The 19,100-nt window shown below is 53.7% G+C and carries 16 protein-coding genes and 1 pseudogene; 10 read left to right on the top strand and 7 right to left on the bottom strand.

Annotated elements, in window-relative coordinates; translation table 11 throughout:
* Positions 1–6 precede the first annotated feature (6 nt).
* The 6 genes from BEQ56_00575 (at position 7) to BEQ56_00550 (ending at position 6,893) form a co-directional block, all read left to right on the top strand.
* On the top strand, positions 7–1,131 hold the full coding sequence (locus tag BEQ56_00575) for a hypothetical protein (GenBank protein AOH42108.1): 1,125 nt from the start codon (positions 7–9) through the stop codon (positions 1,129–1,131).
* A gap of 55 nt (positions 1,132–1,186) precedes the next feature.
* A complete protein-coding gene (locus BEQ56_00570; GenBank protein AOH42107.1) occupies positions 1,187–2,581 on the top strand; it encodes a dihydrolipoyl dehydrogenase in 1,395 nt (464 codons plus the stop codon).
* Between the two features lie 130 nt (positions 2,582–2,711).
* A complete protein-coding gene (locus tag BEQ56_00565; protein ID AOH42106.1) occupies positions 2,712–5,303 on the top strand; it encodes a copper-translocating P-type ATPase in 2,592 nt (863 codons plus the stop codon).
* Between the two features lies 1 nt (position 5,304).
* Entirely contained in the window at positions 5,305–5,577 is a 273-nt protein-coding gene (locus tag BEQ56_00560) for a transcriptional regulator (GenBank protein AOH42105.1), read from the top strand.
* Entirely contained in the window at positions 5,574–6,215 is a 642-nt protein-coding gene (locus tag BEQ56_00555; protein AOH42104.1) for a thiamine diphosphokinase, read from the top strand. The genes BEQ56_00560 and BEQ56_00555 overlap by 4 nt, the downstream gene beginning before the upstream one ends.
* Before the next feature lie 6 nt (positions 6,216–6,221).
* Positions 6,222–6,893 carry a hypothetical protein gene (locus BEQ56_00550; protein ID AOH42103.1) on the top strand — a complete coding sequence of 224 codons (672 nt, stop codon included), beginning with the start codon at positions 6,222–6,224 and terminating at the stop codon, positions 6,891–6,893.
* Positions 6,894–7,286: 393 nt separating this feature from the next.
* Here the strand turns inward: BEQ56_00550 and BEQ56_00545 are convergent, their stop codons facing one another.
* From BEQ56_00545 to BEQ56_00515, 7 genes are all read right to left on the bottom strand, one after another.
* The gene (locus BEQ56_00545) at positions 7,287–7,841 is read right to left on the bottom strand and encodes a hypothetical protein (GenBank protein AOH42102.1); all 555 of its coding nucleotides are present in this window, start codon (positions 7,839–7,841) and stop codon (positions 7,287–7,289) included.
* A 2-nt stretch (positions 7,842–7,843) separates the two neighbouring features.
* Positions 7,844–8,584, bottom strand: a complete 741-nt coding sequence (locus BEQ56_00540; protein ID AOH42101.1) for a hypothetical protein — start codon at positions 8,582–8,584, stop codon at positions 7,844–7,846.
* A gap of 67 nt (positions 8,585–8,651) precedes the next feature.
* On the bottom strand, positions 8,652–9,593 hold the full coding sequence (locus tag BEQ56_00535) for a hypothetical protein (protein AOH42100.1): 942 nt from the start codon (positions 9,591–9,593) through the stop codon (positions 8,652–8,654).
* 40 nt (positions 9,594–9,633) lie between these two features.
* Complete coding sequence (locus tag BEQ56_00530; GenBank protein AOH44330.1) at positions 9,634–10,596, bottom strand: ribose ABC transporter permease; 963 nt, start codon at positions 10,594–10,596, stop codon at positions 9,634–9,636.
* On the bottom strand, positions 10,592–12,091 hold the full coding sequence (locus BEQ56_00525) for an ABC transporter (protein AOH42099.1): 1,500 nt from the start codon (positions 12,089–12,091) through the stop codon (positions 10,592–10,594). The genes BEQ56_00530 and BEQ56_00525 overlap by 5 nt, the downstream gene beginning before the upstream one ends.
* A 73-nt stretch (positions 12,092–12,164) precedes the next feature.
* The gene (locus tag BEQ56_00520) at positions 12,165–13,208 is read right to left on the bottom strand and encodes an RbsB protein (GenBank protein AOH44329.1); all 1,044 of its coding nucleotides are present in this window, start codon (positions 13,206–13,208) and stop codon (positions 12,165–12,167) included.
* A 26-nt stretch (positions 13,209–13,234) separates the two neighbouring features.
* A complete protein-coding gene (locus tag BEQ56_00515) occupies positions 13,235–14,161 on the bottom strand; it encodes an AP endonuclease (GenBank protein AOH42098.1) in 927 nt (308 codons plus the stop codon).
* A 330-nt stretch (positions 14,162–14,491) separates the two neighbouring features.
* Between BEQ56_00515 and BEQ56_00510 the strand changes: the two are divergent.
* From BEQ56_00510 to BEQ56_00495, 4 genes and pseudogenes are all read left to right on the top strand, one after another.
* Positions 14,492–15,372, top strand: a pseudogene (locus tag BEQ56_00510) (methylenetetrahydrofolate reductase [NAD(P)H]).
* Positions 15,373–15,383: 11 nt separating this feature from the next.
* On the top strand, positions 15,384–16,076 hold the full coding sequence (locus BEQ56_00505) for a hypothetical protein (GenBank protein AOH44328.1): 693 nt from the start codon (positions 15,384–15,386) through the stop codon (positions 16,074–16,076).
* The gene (locus BEQ56_00500) at positions 16,061–18,424 is read left to right on the top strand and encodes a homocysteine methyltransferase (protein ID AOH42097.1); all 2,364 of its coding nucleotides are present in this window, start codon (positions 16,061–16,063) and stop codon (positions 18,422–18,424) included. Before BEQ56_00505 ends, BEQ56_00500 begins: the two co-directional genes overlap by 16 nt.
* A gap of 103 nt (positions 18,425–18,527) precedes the next feature.
* Entirely contained in the window at positions 18,528–19,100 is a 573-nt protein-coding gene (locus BEQ56_00495; GenBank protein ID AOH42096.1) for a hypothetical protein, read from the top strand.

Raw genomic sequence — 19,100 nt, 5'->3', positions numbered from 1 at the left:
ATAACCGTGCCGGAATATCGGGAAAGCCAGACCGTTGAGTTCAAAGAAAAATACTCGGATACCTTTCTGAAATCTGTCAGCGCTTTTGCAAATTTTCATGACGGAGAAATTGTGTTCGGCGTGCGGGATAACGGTGATCTTATCGGGATTGAAAATCCGGACGTGTTTTCGCTCCAAATAGAAACGAAAATTAACGATTCGATCGCTCCATGGCCTCAGTTTTCAATTGAGCAGAAGAAAACAGACGGCAGGGTGATCGTTTGCGTAAAAGTACGAAAAGGTTCCGACGCGCCATATTTATATAAAGGGGTAGCGTATCAGCGGAGGCATACGGCCTCGATTCCTTTGGATTCGGCTGGTTTACGGTCTTTATCTCTTTCCGCGACTCCGATTGAATATGATCAGCAGCTTTCATCGGAGAAAAAATTATCCTTCCGCGTTTTGGAAGTCGAACTGCAGCGCGAAATCGGCTTGACGAAATTAACCAGGGACTCTTTACGATCCCTCGGCCTCCTCCATGAAAACGACTACACTATCGCCGGGGAACTTTTTGCCGACGAAAATCATAACCTGAAACCTGCGACGAATATCGTTCGGTTCGGCGCGTCGATTTCGATTTTCCTGGAGCGGCGGGACGTATCCGCGCGGTCGATCCTGACGCAATATGCTGCTGCGATAGATATGTTCCGGAAATGGTACGCGCCGTACGAGGAGGTTGAAGATGGGAGGCGCATTGAAAAGGTCCAGATCCCCTTTGACGCGTATCGGGAAACGGTTGCCAACGCGTTAACGCATCGTCGCTATGACCTTTCGTCCGCAGTTCGGATCGCGATGTACGCCAATCGGATTGAAGTCACGTCTCCCGGCGGGCTGCCGGAGGGGATGAGTAAAAACGCCTGTCTGCATGGTCAGCGCTCCGTTTTGCGAAATGTGATTGTCGCCGAAGTTTTGCACCGGCTGCGGATTATTGAAAAATTTGGAACCGGCATGACGCGAATCCGGTCCGCGTATCAGCCTTACCCGGTCCAGCCGGCGTTGGAAATTGAAGACGACGCGCTGACTGTGACGCTGCCGGTACTTCATAACGGCGCCGCGCTGGGGGAGATTCCCGGCTCGGACAGGCTGTATTAAAATTTAGAATGGATCAACGGTACGGTTCATAACCTAACCGAAAAGGAGACTTGCTATGAAGCAATATGACGTGGCGGTAATCGGCGGCGGTCCGGGGGGATACGTCGCGGCGGGACGGGCGGCGGAATTGGGGCTGAAGACGGCCCTGATCGAGAAGGATACGTTAGGCGGCGTCTGCGTGAACGTCGGCTGCATCCCGACGAAAGCGCTCCTGAAAAACGCGGACGTAGCGCGCCTGGTCCGGAAGGAAGCGAAGACGTTCGGCGTCACGTTCGAAAATGCCGCGCTCGATTACGGCGCCGCGGTCGCGCGGAGCCGTAAGGTTTCCGAACGCCTGAGCAAGGGCGTCGGGCTGCTGATGAAAAAAAAGGGGGTCGACGTTTACGCCGGCGAAGGCTCTTTTAAAACGGCGGATACGCTGGCGGTTCGTATGAACGATGGAACGGTGGAAGCGATTTCGGCGAAAAACGTGATCGTCGCGACCGGGACCCGTCCGGCGGAGATCGGCGGGATCCGCTTCGATGGCGAACGGATCCTGAACTATCGGCAGGCAATTCTGCGCCCTGAGCTTCCGAGGTCGGTGATCGTGATTGGCGGCGGGGCGCTCGGCGTTGAATTCGCTTCGGTCTGGGCGGCGTATGGCGCTGAGGCGACCGTTGTTGAGATGATGTCCACGCTGATTCCCGGCGACGATCCCGATGCGGCGGTCGAACTCACGAAGCAGTTCAAACGCGGCGGGATCAAAGTCCTGACGGGCCATAAGCTGAAATCGGCGCTGTCGTCAGAAAACGGTGCGTCGGTAACGCTTGAGCACGGCGCGGACGAGGTAACGCTGAATGCCGATCATGTCCTGATCGCGATCGGATTCCGGCCGAATACGGAAGCGTTGATGTTGGAAAACGCCGGAGTTGAAACGGATTCGCGCGGTTGGATCAGGACAGGTGAATTTGGGCGGACGAACGTGGAATCGATTTACGCGATCGGCGACGTTTCCGGAAAAATTCAGCTGGCGCATGTCGCGTCGGCGCTGGGGCGGATCGCGGCGGAGAAAATCGCCGGACGCAGCCCGGCGGGATATGATCCCGACCAGGTTCCGCACGCGACCTACTCGATTCCGCAGGTCGCGGCGGTTGGATTGACGCAGCCGGAAGCGGAGAAACGCGGGATCCCGGTCATCGTCGGCAAGGCCGATTTCATCGCCAACGGAAAAGCGATCGGCCTGGACGATTACGCCGGCTGGGCGAAGCTCGTCTGCCATGCCGGAACGGGCGTCGTTCTTGGCGGGACGGTTATCGGGTCGGAGGCGTCCGAGCTGCTTCCGGAAATTGCGCTGGCGGTGCGGTTGAAGCTGAAGGCGGCGGATATCGCCATGACGATTCACGCGCATCCGACGCTGTCGGAGGTCCTGATGGACGCGGCGCTGGACGCGGTTTCGAAGTTGGAAAAGTAACTTATTGATTTTTAATAAAGGGAATCTGGCGGTTTGACAGGCGGGTGATTTAGCGTATACTAATCACACCACCCCGCGGGGGTGGGGCCCTGGGAAGACAGGGACCGCCGGGTTTTGAAACGAGGTTTTCATGAAACAAACTTATACCGTTACCGGGATGACATGCGCCGCCTGCTCAGCCGCTGTCGAAAAAGCGACGCGGTCGCTTCCCGGCGTAGAGAGCGCGACGGTGAACCTGCTCGCGAACCAGCTGACAATCGTTTCCGAGCGCGCCGTCGACGATTCCGTCGTCGTTCAGGCGGTTGAAAAAGCGGGATACGGCGCGAAGCCGCGAAACGCGAAAACGGCCGCCTTGGAAAAGGCCGATCCGGGGGCGATCGTCCGCTCGGAGATCAATGCGCTGCGGACGCGCCTGATCGTTTCGATATGTTTCCTGCTGCCGCTGATGTACCTGTCGATGGGGCATATGATAGGCCTGCCGCTGCCTGCCGCGCTGCATGGAAACGGGAACCAGGTCGTTTTCGTCCTGACGCAGTTCCTGTTCCTGCTGCCCATCCTGTATATCAATCGCAAGTTTTTTATCGTCGGCTTCCGGACGCTGGCGCACGGATCGCCGAACATGGATTCGCTGATCGCGATCGGCGCGGCGGCGGCGACGATTTACGGAATTTACGCGCTGTATAAAATCGCCTGGGCGGTTGGCGCGGGGGAAACGGCGGAGGCGAACCGGTTTGTCATGGACGTGTATTTTGAATCCGCCGGGACGATTTTCACGCTGATTACGGTCGGGAAGTATCTCGAAGCGATTTCGAAAGGAAAGACGACCGACGCGCTGGGGAAGCTCCTGAACCTGGCTCCGAAAACCGCCGCCGTGATCCGGGACGGGGAAGAGACGGTTCTTCCGATTGAAGAAATCGTCGTCGGCGACGTCATCGTCGTCCGGCCGGGCGAGGCGATCCCGGTCGACGGGACGATTCTCGAAGGCGGGAGCGCGGTCGATCAGGCGGTCCTGACCGGCGAGAGCGTTCCGGTCGAGAAGACGGTTGGCGACACGGTGTATATCGCGACGCTGAACCGGACGGGATCGTTTAAATTCCGCGCCGATAAGGTCGGCGAAGATACGACGCTGGCGCAGATCGTTCAGCTCGTCAGCGACGCTAACAGCTCGAAAGCGCCGATCCAGAAATTGGCGGATCAGATTGCGGGAATTTTTGTTCCCACGGTGATTTCGATTGCGGTTGCCGCGATGATCGTTTGGCTCCTTCTGGGGCATTCGTTTGAATTCGCGCTGTCGATCGCGATCTCAGTTCTGGTGATCTCCTGTCCCTGCGCGCTGGGACTGGCGACGCCGGTCGCGATCATGGTCGGGACCGGGCAGGGCGCGTTGAACGGGATCCTGATTAAATCGGCGGATGCCGCCGAAATCGCGCATGAGGTCGATACGGTCGTTCTGGATAAAACGGGAACGATTACCGAAGGGCGTCCGAAGGTAACGCGCGCGATCGCCGCCGACGGCGTCAGCGAGGACGAGCTCTGGCAGGCGGCGGTATATTTGGAAAACTTCTCAGAGCATCCATTCGCGAAAGCGATCCTGAACGCGGCGGCTGAACGGGGCGCTGCGTTCGATTCGGACAGGTCCGGCGAGTTTGAGGCGCTTTCCGGCTTCGGCGTCCGCGCGGTTCGGGACGGACGAACGCTTCTCGGCGGGAACGCACGGCTGATGGCGTCTGAAAAAATCGCGCTTCCGGAATCGATCTCCGACGCGGCGCTGTATGCGGCTGAGGGCGAGACACCGCTGTATTTCGCGGCGAACGGGCGTTATCTGGGAATGATCGCCTGCGCCGACGCGGTTAAGGAGACCAGCGCTCAGGCGGTCGCGAATCTCCGCGCGATGGGGATGAAAACGGTGATGCTGACCGGGGATAACCGGCTGACGGCGGAGGCGGTCCGTCGGGTCGTTGGCGTCGATGAGGTCATCGCCGAGGTGCTTCCGAGCGATAAGGAAGGAATTATCCGCCGGTATCAGGCGGAAACGGACGCGAAGGGCCGGGCGAAGAAGGTTGCGATGGTTGGAGACGGGATCAACGACGCGCCGGCGCTGGCGCGGGCGGACGTCGGGATCGCGATCGGCGCGGGAACGGATATCGCGATCGAATCGGCGGATATTGTGCTGATGAAAAACGATCTGCGCGACGTTGTAACCGCGACGCAGCTGTCCAGGGCGATGATGCGCACGATTCGTCAGAATTTATTCTGGGCGTTCTTTTATAACGTGATCGGGATCCCGTTGGCCGCCGGCGTATTCTATACGCTGTTCGGCTGGAAGCTGAGCCCGGATTTTGCCGCTGCGGCGATGAGCCTGAGCTCCGTGACGGTGGTGACGAATGCGCTGCGGCTGCGCGGGTTCCGTCCGAAATGGATCGAGGCTTCCGAAGCTCCGGCGGTCGTTAACGAAGCTTTGGGAGAAACGGTAAAATCAGCGAAGGAAGAAAGCGAGTCAGGAATGAAAAAAGAATTGGTTGTTGAAGGGATGATGTGCGGGCACTGCAAAGCCCGGGTCGAATCGGTTTTAGGCGCGCTCGCCGGGGTAAAGTCGGCGGCGGTCGATCTGGAAGCGAAAACGGCTACGGTCGAGTTGAGCGCGGCGGTCGCGGACGAGGTCCTCAGCGGAGCGGTAACCGGCGCGGGGTACGAGGTCGTCTCGGTCCGGGACCTTAAGTGAGATGCAGGCGGATCGGGGTAAGATTACCAGCCTGATTCGAACCGCGCGCGGCCAGCTGGACGGGATTCTGAAGATGGTTGATGAGGATCGCTACTGCATGGATATCGCGACGCAGTTATCGGCGACGACGGCGATTTTAAAGCGGGCGAATCGGGAAATTCTGGAAGCGCATCTGCGCGGCTGCGTTCGCGACGCTTTTCTTCATGAGGACGAGGCGGCGCAGGACGAAAAGATAAACGAAGTCGTCTCGCTGATCAACCGGCTTGAAAAATGAATCTGCGTTCTGAGCCGCGGCGCTGCGTGATTTTCGGATCAGGGGAAAGCCGCGGCGCGGCGTATTCTCCCCGGATCGGTGATATTTTGATTGCCGCCGACGGCGGATATAACGCGCTGCGGCGGCGGAAGCTACGGCCGGATTGGGTAATCGGCGATTTCGATTCGCTCGGATTCGTCCCGAAGGGAAAAAACGTCCGGGTCGTTCCGCGCGAGAAGGACGATCCGGACCTGATTCTTGCGATCCGCTGCGGATTGGAGGCGGGCTGCCGGGAATTCGCGCTGTATGGGGCGACGGGAACCCGCTTTGATCACTCATACGCGAACGTCCTGGCGCTTCGTTATCTTCGGGAGCAGGGCGCGTTGGGGCGGATCGTGACACCGGACGCCGAGCTGTTCGTCATGATCAGCGAGCGCGTCGATTTTCCGGCGGAGGAACGCGGGAAGCTGTCGATTTTCAGCCTGAGCGAGCGCAGTCTGGGCGTGACGCTGAGCGGGCTGAAATATCCGCTGGCGGATCGAACGCTGACGGCGCGCGAGTGGCTGGGACTGAGTAATGAATTTACCGGCGTGGCGGCGTCGATCTCCGTGCGCGACGGGACGCTGCTGGTGGTGAAACATGCGGATTGGGTGGAGTGAGGAAGGATTGTGATCAAAATTCGCGGAGCAATTTTTGATTTGGACGGTACGCTGTTGGATTCGATGGGGACCTGGGCCAGGCTCAGCGCCGAATACGCGCGGGAGCATGGCTACGAGCCCGATCCGGAGTTCCTGGAGGCGCTGCGCCCGGTTGCGCTGCGTCAGGCGGCGGAGATGATGATCGATCGGTATGGCCTGAGCGAGAGCGTTGACGAGATCGTCGATATATTCCTGGACCGCGTCGGTTATTTTTTCGATAACGTTTTTGAGTTGAAACCGGGCGTGCGCGCGTTTGTTCGCGCCCTGCGGGAACGCGGGATCCCCTGCTGCGTTGCGACGGCGGCGGAGCGGACGCATACGGAGAAGGCGCTGACGCGGCTGGATCTGATCGATGCGTTTGATTTCCTGCTGACGACGGACGAGGTCGGGAAGAGCAAGATGTTCCCGGATATTTTTCTGACTTCCGCTGAACGGCTCGGCGTCCCGGCGAAGGCTTGCGTCGTCTTTGAGGATTCGCTGTACGCGATGACGACGGCGAAGCGCGCCGGGTTCCCTGTCGCGGCGATTTATGAGTCGGAGGCGGTCGGCGACCTGAACGCGATCCGGCGCGTATCCGACGTTTTCATGCGTTCGTTTGAGGAAGCGCCTGCGATTTTCTTTCCGGAAACGGAGGCTTGAAATGGGGGTGGGGGGCTTACTTTTTTTTCATTGTCAGCTTGAAGGTGTAACTTTCTGTTACCCTCTATAACTGCACCGATAATTCCTTTTTCAGCGCGGTTATCTGAAAAGATAATTGACAGATTTGATTCAGGGAAAGGCTTTCGGGTAATCTTCCGAATCGCTGCTTCCAGTTCTGTTTTAGGGAAACCGATCATGTTGGGTATGCCTCCGCCAATAAAAATATGATCCGGATCGAGAATATTCGCGATCGCGGCGGCGGGCATCGACATGTATCCAATGAAATTTCTCAATATTTTTGAGCTATGATGCGCATTGAACATGTCGGCGATAACAGTTTCTTTGTAAAAACTCTTTTGGATTTGTTCCAGGGCTTTCCCGCAGCAGTACATTTCAATACAGCCTTGATTTCCGCAGCTGCAAAGGCGCGTATCGAAAGGAATGGATACATGTCCCAGTTCGGCGGCTTGTTCCGTTTTTCCCTGTATACGGAATCCCGTTTAGAAAAATAGCGGTTCCTAATCCGGTTCCGAAGTAGATTCCGACACAAGTTGAGGTCTGCTGGACGCCATGCTCAAGCATATCGTACGCCAGAAGAAAATAAGCGTCATGTTCTAAAATGACAGGAATAGCTAACGATTTGCGAATTTTTTCGAGAAAGTTTCCTTTCAGTCCGGGAAAGTTCGTCGCTGAAAAGATGATGCTGCGATCTTTATTAAGGACTGCCGGCAATCCGATTGAGACGAACGCCGGCTGCCTATTGCCGAGATAAGTTGAAATATAGTCAGATATGATGGCTGATATTCTGCTGACGCTGTCCTCATTGGAAAAAATCTCGCGGCTGGAGCTGATTTCAATATCGCGCGCTGAATAATCCCTGTCGACGCGGCCTATCCGGAGATTTGTTCCTCCAATATCTAATCCGATCGCGTCGAAGTTCCGTTTCATCTTTACTCCGCTATAAGATAGTTCCCAGCTTTTTGGAGCAGGTCATGACGTTTTTCTGTGATAATGACGCAGTCCCCGATTTCAAAGGCTTTATACATGGAGGCAACGCCGATTTTCGAACTATCGGCGAGAACGTAGGTCTTTGCGGCGTTGCCTTTAACTATTCTTTTGATACTTGCCTCCCGAATATCGCCAGTGTTGATTCCGGCGATTGCGTCGACGCCGGAGGTCCCCAAGAAGGCGATATCGAAAAACATCTGTCGGAGCGCCTCTTCCGCTTGAGGCCCGGTAATGCTTGCGGTTTCCTTATTGACTTCTCCTCCCGCTACGATGCAAGAGGCAACTGCTCCCTGCAGATGATTCAGCAGCCATACATTTGTTGTTACAATGATTATTTTTTTACTTGCAAGATATTTCATCAGACTCAGCGCTGTTGTTCCCGTATCAATATAAACGACGTCGTTTTCTTTAACCAGGCTGGCCGCATACTTCGCGATTTTATCCTTAGCCTCAATATTTACGATGCTTCTTGAACTGATCGGAGAATCGAACGTTGAAAAAATCCGAATTGCCGCGCCGCCCTGAATGAGATCGATTTGACCGTCTTCGCTCAGGCTTTTTAAATCGCGTCGAAGGGTAGACGCGGATACGTCCTGGAAGATTTCCATCAATTCATTCAGGCTTAAGAATTCTCGTTTCTTTAGTTCATGGACAATTCTTATTCGCCGTTCATAGGGGATCATATCTTCCTCCGAAAGTTAACATCGTAAATATTATATGCTATAACGATGTCGCGGGATTAAAGATTTATTATTCTCCTTTCTTTTCACGGATTTCTTCATACGCGGTTCGCATTGCTTCAAACGTTGGCATAGATTCAATACCGCCAATATGCCCGATCGTAACCGCGCTGCAGCGGGAAGCGAATTTTGCGCTGTCCCAGATACTGAACCCGTCGATAAGGCCTCTGATGAATCCACCGATGAAAGAATCTCCAGCACCCGTTGTTTCTATAACCTTTGTCGGATGAGCTGGGATATGAATCGCGCTGTTCCCATCACTGATAACGCTGCCTTTTTCGCCAAGCGTAAAAATACAAACGTTCCGGTGAGTTTTCGCAAAAGGCAGGATCGATCGAATAGCGTCATTCAGCGTTTCGATGGGTTCCCCAGTATAAAAGGACGCTTCAACTTCGTTTACGATAAAAAAATCGCAGTCGGAAATTGTTGAAGAACGAAGCGGAACATTTGGCGCTGCGTTTAAGCATACACGCACGTTTTGTTCTTTCGCTTTTCCAATACAGTGGGTCACGATATCTGCGGGAATTTCAAGTTGCAGCGCCAGGATACTCGAAACGTTCAACAGCTGGTCGAGATCAGATAAATCCTCTTTCTGACCGGCGTAATTCGCCCCCTTCGATACAATCGCAAACAATCGTCTGTCCGGCAGCGTATTTACGACGCCGAGTCCGGTCAGCGTTTCGACACGTTTAACGCGGCTCAGATCTAAGTTCGGGATTGACAGGCTTTTCAGGAGAAAATCTCCAAAAAGATCGTTCCCAATCCAGCCCATCAGGCGAGTCGGAATTCCCAGCCGGGCGCATTGCGCGGCCTGATTCGCGCCTTTTCCACCGGCGCATAACGTCGTTTCTTCCGCGGGAAGAGATTCTCCGACTTTTGGAAACGCGGGAACCTTTTGAATGATATCCAGGTTGAGACTGCCGACGACTAAGACACCATGCTCTTCTTTCATAGTGGATTCCCCTTTTTCTGACGGATCACCTGATCGGAAATTATGACTTTTTCGATAATTTCGCGACGATTGAATCCTGAATGAATTCAAAATATGCGGCGATGATGATAATGATTCCGGTTACAATGAATTGGTAAAACGTTTGGACTCCGATAACGATCATTCCGATTTTCAGCGCGGCAAGCAGGAGCGCGCCAAGAACGGTTCCCAGAATTGAACCTTTACCGCCGGTCATCCTTGTGCCGCCGACTGCAGCGGCCGCTATTGCGTCCAGTTCGTATCCTTGCCCGGAAGCCGGTTCGCCGGTCCCCAGATTCGCTAACATGATCATTCCTGCAAACGCCGCGCATGCGCCGCAAATCGCGTATGAAATGATCTTTGTTTTATCGACGTCAACGCCCGAAAGTTTTGACGCTTCCTCGTTTCCGCCGACGGCGTAGAGGTAATTTCCGAATCTCGTTTTGCTCAGGACAATATGCGTCAGAATCGCGATAGCGAACAGGACTAAGATTGAAACGGGGATATCCCAAAACAATTTTGTTGTGAATGTTTTTCGATATGTATCGGGAATTCCAAGGACAGGCCATCCGCCGGTAAAAACGTACGCAAGTCCACGATACACGCTCATCGTTCCCAATGTTGCGATAAAGGGCTGAAGCTTCAGTTTTGTGATCAGTAAACCGTTCAGCGAACCCATGATGCCGCCTAAAATCGCGCCCGCTGAAAGCGCGATCAACGTTGGAACTTTTTCGACGGTCAGCTGTCCGACGGTGACAATAACGATCGCGAAGGTACAGCCGATTGAAAGGTCGATTCCTCCGGATATGATCGCGAATGTGATGCCGATTGCGAGGATGCCGTTAATCGTTCCCTGCTTAATAATATCGATCATATTGCTTGGCGTCAGGTAAACCGGTTCGATCATCGAGAAAATGATAATCAGTAAAAACAGGGCGGCAAGGACCGCAGCTTCGCGCGAGTATTGTTTGAGACTGCTTTTAATCATGGTTTTCCTCCATTGCGTAATTCAGAATTCTTTCTTCGTCAAATTCTTCTGGATTCAGCTCGGCGGTTATCCGCCCTTCGCACATGACAATAATTCGATCACTGATCCCCATGATTTCAGGCAATTCAGACGAAATGACGATGATCGATTTTCCGTTTGCGGCGAGCTCTTTCATAATTTTGTAAATTTCCGCTTTTGCGGCGATATCGACGCCTTTTGTCGGTTCGTCGAAGATCAGAATATCGGCCTCTGTCGAGAGCCATTTTCCCAAGATGATTTTTTGCTGGTTTCCTCCGGACATGTTCTGTGTCTCGAAGTCTGGGCGCCTGGGAGTTACGTTTAATTTTTCAATGTACCGGACGCAGTTTTTTTGTTTTTTTGTGGGATCAACGAAAATCCCGACCATGTATTTTTTTAAACTTGAAAGGGACATATTTTCGGCATTCGTCGCATATTGGATAAATCCCTGCGTCTTGCGGTCTTCTGGAAGAAATCCGAATCCATGGTTCAGCGCGTCTGTTGTATTGTGGATTCTGACTTCTTCGCCGTGAAGGAAGAGTTTCCCACTGTCCGCTTTATCTGCGCCGAAAATCGAGCGCATGATTTCGGTTCGCCCTGCGCCGACTAAACCGCTGAAACCGAGAATTTCGCCTTGCTTCAACTCAAAGCTGACATTTTCGAAATCCGGAATCCGGGTAAAGTTGGAAACTTTTAATACCGTTTCTCGATTCTCCAGGTCTGCGTTTCGGCGTGCGGTTATTGTCGAGACGTTATATCCGACCATGTTTCGGATAATCGTTTCCCGGTCAGTATTTTGAACATTAAGCGTCGTAATATATTGTCCGTCTCGAAGAATTGAGGCTTGATCGCAGAGTTCGAATATCTCTTCCAAACGATGACTGACGTAGATGATTGTAATTCCATGCTTCTTCAGTTCACGAAGAATATTGAAAAGCGCGTCTGTTTCATTTGTAGTTAAAGATGTTGTTGGTTCGTCTAACGAGATAATGGATGAATTATGAAACAGCGCCTTCGCGATTCCGATCATCTGAATTTCACCCGCGCTCAGCTTTGAAACCATGTCGCTCGATTTAAAGTGGCAGTTTAACCGCTTGAGCAGCATATCGACCGACGAATTTAGCGTTTTATAGTCGACAAAGCCTCTTTTAACGGGTTCATAGCCTAATGTTACGTTTTGTCCAACGGTCAGGTCTCTGACCGCATTGGATTCCTGATGAACCTTTGATATTTTTCCGCGAACGATTGCGTCATGCGGATTGCGGAAGTTCATTTTCTGTCCGTCGATCAGGACGTCGCCGGCATATTCAGGGTGGACCCCATGCAGAATATTCAGCAGCGTGCTTTTTCCGGCACCATTTTCGCCTAAAAGGGCGTGAATTTCCCCTTTATTAATTGAAAAACTGACATCCTTTAATACTTTTACGCCAGGAAAGTCTTTTGAAATATGGCTAAACTGTACAGCGGCATTCATTGTCTTCCTCTCCGAATTTTCCCGGCGGTCAGATTATGATTGACCGCCGGGTGATATTGAAAATTAATTTCGTTTAATCGGTATAGGCTGTATCCGCCCATTTTATAATTTCAGCGGCGGGCATGTCGACGTTTGTGCTGTCGATCAATGCCTGCGGGGTCCAAACGACGCGCGGAATCTCCTGCCCGCCGATAATCCGCAGCGCGCATTCAACCGCGATTTGCGATTTGTAGAATGGAAATGAATCGATCGTTGCGTCCAGTTCTCCGGCGCGAATCGAATCGTAAGCTTCGCCGATCCCATCGACGCCAACCACAAGGATCTCTTTCCCGGAATTTTCAACCGCCTCGACGACGCCTAAAGCCATCCCATCGTTGTTGCAGAATATTGCCTTCAGATCGGGGAAGTTCTTGATCCAGGTTTCAGCAAGTTCCTTTGCCTTATTCCTGTCCCAATCTGCGTTCTGTTCCCCGACGATTTCAATTCCTGGCGCGTTTTCAGCCATCCAGGTTTTAAATCCCAGTGTACGTTGGCGAGCGGCAAATGCCTTCGGCATGCCGATGACGATTGCAACCTGACCCTTTCCATCTAGCTTCCCGGCGATCCATTCCGCTGCTAATTCGCCGTTTTGGATCGCCTTTGGCCCGACGAAATTTGGCGCGTTTGCGATGAGACCGTCGTTAACGTTGATAACCGGGATTCCTTTCTCGTTCGCGCTTTCGACGCCGGGAACGAGGTTCCCGTCCGAGAGCGGCGACAGCAATAACGCCCCGTATCGCTTGTTGATCATGTTATTGACGACCGCGAGCTGTCCCTGTTCGTCATTTTCGTCTAACGCAGCTTGAACGTCGACCTTGATTGTGATCCCGGCTGCGTCTGCTTTTTTCTGCGCTTCTTCATAACCGGACTTCAGCGTTCGCCAATATTCGTTCTGGAAATTTTTCGCGACTGCGCCGAGAATAATTTCTTCGGTCGGGCGCGGGGTATCGCCGAACCTTTCACGGATTTCCTCGATCATGATTCCGGCTTCATTATCGGGGTTGAACCCTTCGTCCTGTCCGAAAACGGCACCGATACCGATTGTGCAGGCAATCGCTACGATAAACCATACAAACATAAATCTTTTCATTTTTTTCTCCTTTTCTATTTAATCAGGCTCAGCATTAATTTTTGCGCGGATAATCCATCCTGCTTATTGATGACGTTTTCTATTTCCTCTAATCCGACTTTCTTGATTCTTTCCTCGAAAAACCTGAATGATTCAATATTCAGCGCAATTTCCGACAGCGCGTTTTCACGAATCGGAAAGGTATCAAAAAAAACGACGCCGTCATAAGCGTATTTCTTGAGATAATAAATAAACTCGATAGATTGCGGAATATTTACGGATCCGAATATCATTCCGCTGTCCATGTCCCGGTAACCGTCATTCAAATGCAGTCCGAATAGTTTGTTCTTTCTCGCGGCGAGCGTCAGCGCGTATCCTGGCGATTCTTTCTTCATCAGTAGGTGACAGAAATCGAGTGTGACGCCAAGGTTTGGACGGTTAATTTCTTCGATTGCCAGAAGCGTCAAGCCGATTCCATCGATCATCGAGTAACTTCTTGGTTCAAACGGTTTATATTCGATACTGATCTTAAGATCGTTGGCATAATCTGCGATATCTTGAAAATGTCGGACGATGTCGTTCCATTTTTTTTCATAATTGACTTGGAACGGATAATCGAACCCGTCGAATCCTAACCAGATTGTCACGACTTCTCCGTTTAACTCACGGCAGGCGTCGATTGCACGTTTGCATAAATCCATAGCTTTTTCGTTGAGCTTTGGATTTGGATTGGTAAACTCGCCATGGATGAAATCATCTCTGAAGCGGGTTGCGACGCCGTTGACTTTCAACGGTGCAACAGCTTCTTTGACTTTAAGTATCGAATAAGGAGCGATATGCTCCGGGAAATTAAACTCCAGGTGTGTAATCCCTTCGATTTTTTTTAAGGAATCAATCGCGTAAAATATATCCTTTTCTCTATTTTGGAAAAGAACTGAATTCATTCGCCCTGCGAAGTTCATCGTGTGTTCCTCCGTTGTGTTTTAATCGTCCCTTATATGATATCGCCTGTTGCAAATAAACCCAAGATGATTTAAGTAATTTCATTTTGAGTCATTAATCATGGCTTAAATGCGTTTTTATGTGAAATAATTTGGAAGAAATAGATTGGACATGGAAGCAAAGTCCAAAGCTTGTGACATTGTGGAATGATAAAATTTGGTTTAATTCGTAGGGTGGTAGCAAATGGTATGTGTGTTTTTCCATGCTTGCCCATTTTCCTGATTGCACAATTCAGCATGTTTGCCCAATTGCGAATCAGGCAGTCATGGAATATAAGTTAAAATTGGCTCATGAAGATTTCGAAGATTTTTGACCACAAGAAGACGGTTTTTTCACTGGAGGTCTTTCCCCCGAAAAAGGACACTTCCTACACTACGGTCTATAACACGCTGCTGCGGATGCGCGAGGTCCCGGCCGATTTTATCAGCGTCACCTATGGCGCGGGCGGGAGCGCGGCGCAGCGAGAAAAGACGATCGAAATCGCTTCTCTGATTATCGAAACGTACCGGATCGAATCGGTTGCGCATCTGACCTGTGTCAATTCCGACGAGGCGGACGTTTTAGCCGTTCTCGAAAGCGCGCGCGCGAAGGGAATCCAGAACGTGTTCGCGCTGCGCGGCGATATTCCCGCTGACGGAAGTCGGAAGTACGCCTTCGCTCACGCCAGCGATCTGGTCCGCTTTATTCGCCGGCATGACAGCGAGATCCATATCGGCGGCGCCTGCTACCCCGAGAAGCATCCGGAAGCGCCGTCGCTCGAAGCCGATATCGAGAATCTGAAAATCAAGATCGACAGCGGCATGACGCATCTGATTACGCAGCTATTCTTTGATAACGATAAGTTTTATTATTTTCAGGACAAGGTCGCGCCGCAGGGATTGACGTGCCGATCGAAGCCGGGATCATGCCGATTACGACGAAGACGCAGCTCGAAAGGGTCGTAAAATTAAGCTCGGCGGCGGTCCCTGAACGCATGCGCCGGATTCACGACCGGTACCGGGACGATCCGGAAGCGCTTTTCGACGCAGGGATCGCGTTCGCAACCGAGCAGATGATCGACCTGATTTCGCGCGACGTCCGCGGGATTCATTTATACACGATGAACAGCGTCGAAACGGCGAGGCGGATTTACCGGAATATCGGGAGTCTTCTCTCCGCTGAGAATAAATAACGGTGGCGGCGATGCAGCTGACCGTCGAGTCCGTTTCCAAAAATGAGGTCCTGCGATTCCTGAACGTCCGGCCCGGGACGGTTATTTCTTCCGATATGGACGCCTTAATTGACCGCTGTTTAGCGGAGACGCTTCGGATTATCCGTCCGGTCGGAATTTTTCATCCCTACCGGTTCGAGCGGACGGAAGCGGGGCTGAGGCTGGTTGACGGAGGACTGACGCTCGGCGGCGGATCGATCCAGCGTTTCCTTTTTGAGGCGGCGGATACGGTCTGTATGATGGCGGTTACGGTCGGGGCGGGAATGGACCGCGCGATCCGGACGAAGATGATTTCCGCGCCGGAGGAGGGTGTGATACTGGATTATTGCGGCGCGGCGGCGGCCGAGGCTGCGGCGGACGCGCTCGAAGCCGAGATCCGCGCGGCGGTCGAGGCGCAGGGGAAGTACCTGACCGGACGGTACAGTCCGGGATACGGCGATCTTCCGCTCGAGCTTCAGCCGGAAATCCTGAATCTTCTGGATACTTCGCGGCGGATTGGCCTGATGATCACCGGGAGCGTCCTGATGACGCCGTCGAAATCGGTAACCGCGATTCTGGGCGTTACCGACCGGCCGCCCGAAACGGAGTATAACCGGTGCGATGATTGCAGGCTGCGCTTTAATTGCGAACTGCGAAAGGCGGGACGAACATGTTGGAAAGCGTAAATCGAATCTGTTTTCTGGATGGGGCCGCTGGGACGATGCTCCAGCGGCGCGGGCTTTTAGGCGCGAAGGTTCCGGAAAGTGTTAATTTATCTCATCCTGAAGCCGTTCAGGAGATTCATCGGGCGTATATCCGCGCCGGATCGGACATGATTTACGCGATGACGTTTTCGGTGAATCGATATAAGCTGGGCGACAGCGGCTATACCGTCGATCAGTTGGTCGACGCCGCCGTCGCTAACGCGAAGGCGGCCCGGGACGCGGAGGGAATGGGAACGAAGATCGGTCTGGACTGCGGACCGATTGGAAAGATGCTGGAGCCGAACGGCGACTTGAAGATCGAAGACGCATATGCGTATTTCAAAGAAGTCCTGATTGCCGGGGAGCGGGCTGGGGTCGATTTCGTGATTTTCGAGACGATGACCGACTTGCTTGAGTTGAAGACCGCGATTCTTGCTGCGAAGGAGAACACGCGGCTTCCGATTTTCGCGACGATGTCCTTTGAGGCGAACGGACGGACGTTCGCCGGCGTTCCCGTCAGCGCCGCTGCGCTGACGCTCGACGCGCTCGGGGTCGATGCGCTGGGGATTAACTGCTCTCTGGGGCCGGACCAGATTTTCCCGCTGATGGAAGAGATGGCGAAATGGACGGAGAAGCCGCTGATCGTTAAGTCAAACGCCGGGCTGCCGAACCTGGTTACCAATGAGTATGATCTGGGCGCGGACGAGTTCGCCCGTTCGTCGGCAAGGTTCGCCGAAATCGGCGTGCAATATATCGGGGGCTGCTGTGGAACGACGCCGGATTATATTCGCGCGCTCGTCGCCGCGCTTCAGGGGCATCCGCTCGTTCCGCGTCGAGCCGCGGTTCCGGCGGCGATCTGTTCCGGGGAACGCGTCGTTCCGATCGACCGCGTTCGCGTTGTGGGCGAGCGGGTTAATCCGACCGGGAAGAAGCGCTTCAAGGAAGCGCTGTTTAATCATGATATGAGCTACATCCTGTCGCAGGCGTTAGAACAAACGAAGGCAGGCGCGGATATTCTTGACGTCAACGTCGGCGTTCCCGGGATCGACGAACCGCGTGTCCTCGTCGACGTTGTCCGCGAGATTCAAAGCGTTTCCGATGCGCCGCTGCAGCTCGATTCGAGCGATCCGAAAGCGCTGGAGGCGGCGCTCCGCGCGTATAACGGGAAGCCGCTGGTCAACTCGGTTAATGGCGAAGAAGCGAACCTGCAGGCGGTTTTACCGCTCGTTAAGAAATATGGAGCGGCCGTGATCGGGCTGGCGCTCGACGAAGCCGGGCTGCCGACGACCGCTGACCAGCGCGTCGCCGTCGCTGAAAAGATTATCCGCCGCGCGGAAGCGGTCGGGATTCGCAGGAGCGATATTGTGATCGACTGCCTGACGCTGACGGTCTCAGCGCAGCAGGATCAGGCGCTGGAGACGCTCGAAGCGGTTCGTCGGGTCAAGGCCGAATTCGGCGTTAAAACCGTTCTCGGCGTTTCGAATATTTCGTTCGGACTTCCGGATCGTGAGAAGATCAACGTCGCGTTTCTGACGATGGCGATGTACGCCGGGCTCGATCTTCCGATTATCAATCCGAATAATGCGTTGATGATCGGGGCGGTCCGCGCGTTTAACGTTTTGAATAATACGGATGAGAATTCCGCGGAATACATTGCTCATCAAAGCGGGTCCCCGGCTCCGAAGGCGGCGCCGGCGTCCGCCGGGATGGAGATGACGCTGGGCGAGGCGATTGAATCAGGGCTGCGCGGAGCGGCGGAGGCGGCGACGGAAAGAGCGCTGACGGAAAAGACGCCGGACGAAATTATCGGGTCGATCCTGATTCCCGCGTTGGATAAGGTTGGGCTCCGGTATGAAAAGAACGAAATCTTTTTGCCTCAGCTGATCCAGTCCGCCGGCGCGGCGCAGGTTGCGTTCGAGGTCCTGAAGCGGAAAATCGTCAAGGAGAGCGACGGGCAATCGATCAGCCGCGGGAAGATTATCCTGGCGACGGTTAAGGGCGATATTCATGATATCGGGAAGAATATTGTAAAGGTCCTGCTTGAAAACAGCGGGTATCAGGTTCTGGATATGGGCAAGGATGTTGAACCGAACCTGATCGTCGAGATGATCCAGAGGGAAAGCGTTTCGTTAGTCGGGCTGAGCGCGCTGATGACGACGACCGTGAAGAATATGGCGGAGACGATCGACGTGATCCGCGCGAAGTCCGATTGTAAAATTATGGTCGGCGGGGCGGTCCTGACCGCGGATTACGCGAAGCGGATCGGCGCGGATTATTACGGAAAAGACGCGAAAGCGGCGATGGATATCGCGAAAGAAGTCATCGGCTGAGTTTTCGGGTAGAATGATAAGCGGCATAGAGCAGCCAATTAAGCGAAGTCAGAGGTATGGATTTAAGATGAGTGAACTGCACGATGAAATTTGCCCGAATTGCATGGAACCCGTCCCCGCGGGCACGGAGATCTGTCCGAGCTGCGGCGTGAAGATAAATGAATTCGTCGATACGCCGGCGGCGGACCTTCTCAGCGAGGTGAAGCCAGCGGCCGCGAGGGAACCGCCGTCGAAGAACGGCGCGGATCCGGGAGAAGCGGCTGGCGGAGCGAAGGCGAAAAAGCCGACCATGATGCAGAACCTGACGCGCGGGTTAGGTGTGTATTTACTGTATTTCGCGATAACGAATGGATATAAGGTTCTTTCCAATCCGAAGGCGCTTGATCTGACGCCGGGAACGCGCGAATACTGGCTGTCGCTGGTTTCGAACGTGATTTATCTGGCGGCAGGGCTGCTCGCGGTCTGGCCCTGGATTAAGGAGTGGATTGAGAAACGGAAGCGCGCCGGCGAGGAGATCGTGGCTGAATCGGGACCTGGTTCGCTGACGATCGAGGGGACCGTCGATCCGGTCCCGTCTCGGGCGCCGGACCTGGAAGAAGAGGACGCGGGCTTAGACGAAATCCGCGAAGCCGCGGCCGCGGAGCTGGCTTCCGGGGAACGCAAGGACGGGGAATAG

The sequence above is a fragment of the Anaerolineaceae bacterium oral taxon 439 genome (assembly GCA_001717545.1).
Classification (GTDB): domain Bacteria; phylum Chloroflexota; class Anaerolineae; order Anaerolineales; family Anaerolineaceae; genus Flexilinea.
This window is presented reverse-complemented; position numbering and strand designations above follow the sequence as displayed.